We start from the raw sequence: 3,787 nt of genomic DNA, 5'->3' as shown, positions 1-3,787 counted from the left end.
GCGTCGGCGCGCCGTTGCCTCGCCGGGACCGGCGGCCGGGGTCGACTACCGCCTGGCGCGGCGCAGCAGGTAGATGTCCATGATCCAGCCCTTGCGGCGGCGCGCGTCGGCGCGGGTGCGGGCGATGGTCTCGCCGACGTCGGCGGCGCGGCCGTGGATGAGCATCTCGTCGTCGGTGCCGAGGTAGGCGCCCCAGTAGATGTCGAGGTCGGGCTCGTCGAGGTCGCGGAAGGCGGTGCCGGCGTCGAGCATGACGACGGCGTCGTCGACGCCGGGCGGGAAGCCCTCGGTGGCGAGGCGGCGCCCGGTGGTGATCGTGACGGGGCCGCCGACGCGGTTGAGGACGAGGCGGTGGCGGGCGGCCAGCGCCTGCACGCTGGTGATGCCGGGGATGACCTGGAGGTCGAACTCCACGTGGCCGCGGGCCGTGACCCGGTCGAGGATCCGCAGGGTGCTGTCGTAGAGGGACGGGTCGCCCCAGACGAGGAACGCGCCGCAGCCCTCGTCCGACAGTTCCTCGATGATCATCCGTTCATAGAGCTCGGCGCGGCGCGCGTGCCAGTCGTCGACGGCCGCGTCGTAGGCGGCGGTGTCCGCGGGCTTTCGGTCACGGCGCGGGTCGGCGGCCTCGACGAGACGGTAACCGCCCGCGCCGAGGTGCCGGTCGAGGATCTCCCGGCGCAGCGCGACGAGGTCGGCGGCGGCCTCGCCCTTGTCGAGGGTGAAGAACACCTCCGTGCGGCCGAGCGCGCGCACGGCCTGCAGGGTGAGCTGGTCGGGATCGCCGGCGCCGATCCCGACCACGAGGATCGTTCGCACCGCGCGGCTAGCCGGCGTCCGGCTTCGACAGCGCGGACGGCTCGGCCTCGGCCGGGGTGGCTTCGGCCGCGACCGGCGCCGAGGGGATGATCTTGCCGGGGTTGAGGTTGTGGCCGGGGTCCACGCCGTCGAACAGGGCGGTCATCAGGGTGACGCCGGCCGGGGAGATGTCCTCGGCGAGCCAGCCGGCGTGCTCCAGGCCGACGGCGTGGTGGTGCGACAGGGTGCCGTCGAGGTCGAGGAAGCCCTGCTGGATCGCGGACTTCACCGTGTCGTAGCCCTCGATCGCATCCAGGGTGATCGGCGCGGAATAGGCGAAGGTGAAGTACAGGCAGGCGCCGGAGTGGTAGGAGTGCGACAGGTGGCACATGATCCAGCCCTGCACGCCGAGCTCGGCGAACGCCTTGTTCGCCCGGGCGAGCACACCCCGGTACAGCGGCGCGAGCTGCGACCAGGACGTCGAGGTCTCCGACACGTCGGCGACGGCGCCCTGGCCGAGCAGGAAGTCACGGATGTAGGGGGTGTCGAACTTCTTCTGGTCGTAGAGCTGGCCGGGGCCGGTGCCGACGCAGATCCCGCCGTGGCGCCCGACGATCTCCCCGACGAGTTTGCGCTGGGTGCGCACATGGCCGGCGGTGCCCTCGAAGCCGATGAATGACAGGCACATCTTTTCCAGGTCGAACTTGCGCACGCGCCGCAGGTACTGCTTGAGGCCGGCGGAGAGCAGCTGGTTGGCCGGCGAGCCCTTCTTGCTGGTGGCCAGCGAGAACTGGGTCTCGTTCGCGTCGGAGACGCGGGTGACCGACACGGTCGCCTCGCTCTCGGCGATCTCCCGCATGGCGAGCAGGCCGTCGTCCCAGGTCGGGAAGAAGTAGCCGAGGATGACGCGCTCCTCGGGCACCCGGTGGACCCGCACGGTGGCCTCGGTGATGATGCCGAGCCGGCCCTCGCTGCCGAGGATCATCTCCCGCACGCTCGGCCCGGTCGACTGGCTGGGGACCGGCCGGGTGGCGAGCACCCCGGCGGGGGTGACGACCCGCACCGCCCGGGTGATGTCGGCGATGTCGCCGTACTTGTCCGACTGCATGCCGGACGAGCGGGTGGCGATCCAGCCGCCGAGGGTGGAGTGGCTGAAGCTGTCCGGGAAGTGGCCGAGCGTCCAGCCCTGCGCGCCGAGCTGCTCCTCCAGGTGCGGGCCGAGGGCGCCGGCCTGGACGCGGGCGAGGCGGGCGTCGGCGTCGATCTCCAGCACCCGGTCGAGCCGGCCCAGGTCGACGGAGATCACCGGCCTGGTCTCGCCGCGCGGCGCCTCGAGGCTGCCGGCGATGTTCGAGCCGCCGCCGAACGGGATGACGACGGCGTCCGCCGCGAGCGCCGCGGCGAGCACGGCACGCACCGCCTCCTCGTCGCCCGGGTAGACGACGACGTCGGGCAGCCGGCCGAAGTCCTGGTTACGCAGCCGGACCAGATCGCGCAGGCTCTTGCCGTAGGTGTGGACCACCCGGTCGAGGGCGTCGAGGGTGACGTGCTCGACGCCGACGGCGTCGACGAGCGCGGCGCGCAGGGCCTCGGGGAGCGTCGGCGGGTCGAGGGTCAGGTCGGCGAACGCCGGCGCCTGCGATGGCGGGCGGGTGATGTCGAGGCCGATGTGGTCACGCACGAACGGCGCGAGCTTGGGCTTGTCGCTGTGGGTGAACGAGACGTTCTCCCGGCCCCAGCCCCACCACTTCATGTGCTCGACCACGATGGCTCCTTGACGATGTGACACGGGGACGATGTGACACGGGGACGATGTGACACGGGGACGATGAGGCGCGGCGGACGGGCGGACCTAGGTGCCGGCGAGGCGGGCGACGACGGGGGCCAGGTCGGTCAGCGCGTCCAGGCCGAGGCCGACCGTGGAGATGCCGAACCGCTCACGGCGCTCGATGAGATCATCGCAGATCTCCTCGACGGACCCGCACAGCGCGTGCGGCGTGACCGATGCCTGTTCCGGGGTCAGCCCGAAGCCGGCGGCGAGCGCCTCGATGGTGGCGTGCCGGTCGTCGGTGACGATCGCCAGGTGGATGCGGACCTGCAGGGTCAGGTCGTCCCAGCGGGCGCCGGCGGCCTCGCGGATCCAGCCGACCTTCTCCTCGGTCGCGCTGAGCGTGGCGTTCGGGCCGAGGGAGGCGTCGATGACACCGCCGGCCATGTTCATGTTCAGCCCGATGATGTTGGCCTCGCGCGCGGCCAGGGACAGCAGGCGGCGTCCACCGCCGCCGATGACGATCGGCGGGTGCGGGCGCTGCACCGGCTTCGGCGTCCCGTTGAGGCCGTTGACCTGGTAGAACTCGCCGGCGTGGTGCAGCGGGGCGTCGGCGAACATGCCCTTGATGACGGCGAGGGACTCGGCGAGGCGGGCGATGCGTACCCCGGGTGGGTCGAGCGTCAGCCCGGCGCGCTGGTAGTCCGAGGTCATCCAGCCGGCGCCGAGGCCGAGCTCGAAGCGGCCGCCGGACAGCGCGTCGAGCGTCGCCGCTTCCTTCGCGAGCACGACGGGATGGCGGTAGTCGTTACTGAAGACCATGGCGCCGACGCGCAGGGTGGTCGTCGCGTCGGCGGCGGCCATCAGCGCGGCGATCGGGGCGACCTGCTCGTCGAGATGGTCGGAGACGGTGAGCGTCGCGTAGCCCAGGTCCTCGACCTGCCGGGCGAGCCGCGCCCACGACCGCGGGTCCACCTGCTCCGGCGAGGAACACTGGATGTTGAACCGGAACGGCCGCTTGTACGGCCCGCCGGAGATGTCGGTCACCGCGGTCACTCCCCACTCTCCGTCGTCGTCCCGCCCGAAGGCTTCGTCGCGCCACGCGAGCAATCCCACCTCAGAAGAGGAAAGGATGTCACGAGTCCCCAGCCGGAGGCGACGAACCCGCGCACCTCGCCGCGCGGGCGCCGGGAACGTCGCCGTCCCGGCGCGGGGCGGGGC

General features: G+C 72.3%; 3 protein-coding genes. All 3 read right to left on the bottom strand.

From position 1 onward, the window contains the following. Nucleotides 1-45: 45 nt before the first annotated feature. Nucleotides 46-804, bottom strand: a complete 759-nt coding sequence (gene cobF, locus MXD58_RS22615) for a precorrin-6A synthase (deacetylating) (protein ID WP_250609877.1) — start codon at nt 802-804, stop codon at nt 46-48. A gap of 22 nt (nt 805-826) precedes the next feature. Beyond that, complete coding sequence (locus MXD58_RS22610; RefSeq protein WP_248839328.1) at nt 827-2,563, bottom strand: FAD-binding oxidoreductase; 1,737 nt, start codon at nt 2,561-2,563, stop codon at nt 827-829. An 87-nt stretch (nt 2,564-2,650) separates the two neighbouring features. After that, the coding region (locus MXD58_RS22605; protein ID WP_308302024.1) for an LLM class F420-dependent oxidoreductase at nt 2,651-3,787 on the bottom strand (1,137 nt) is incomplete at its 5' end.

Origin of the sequence: Frankia sp. AgKG'84/4 (assembly GCF_023242965.2) — a bacterium.
Taxonomy (GTDB): Bacteria; Actinomycetota; Actinomycetes; order Frankiales; family Frankiaceae; genus Frankia.
This window is presented reverse-complemented; position numbering and strand designations above follow the sequence as displayed.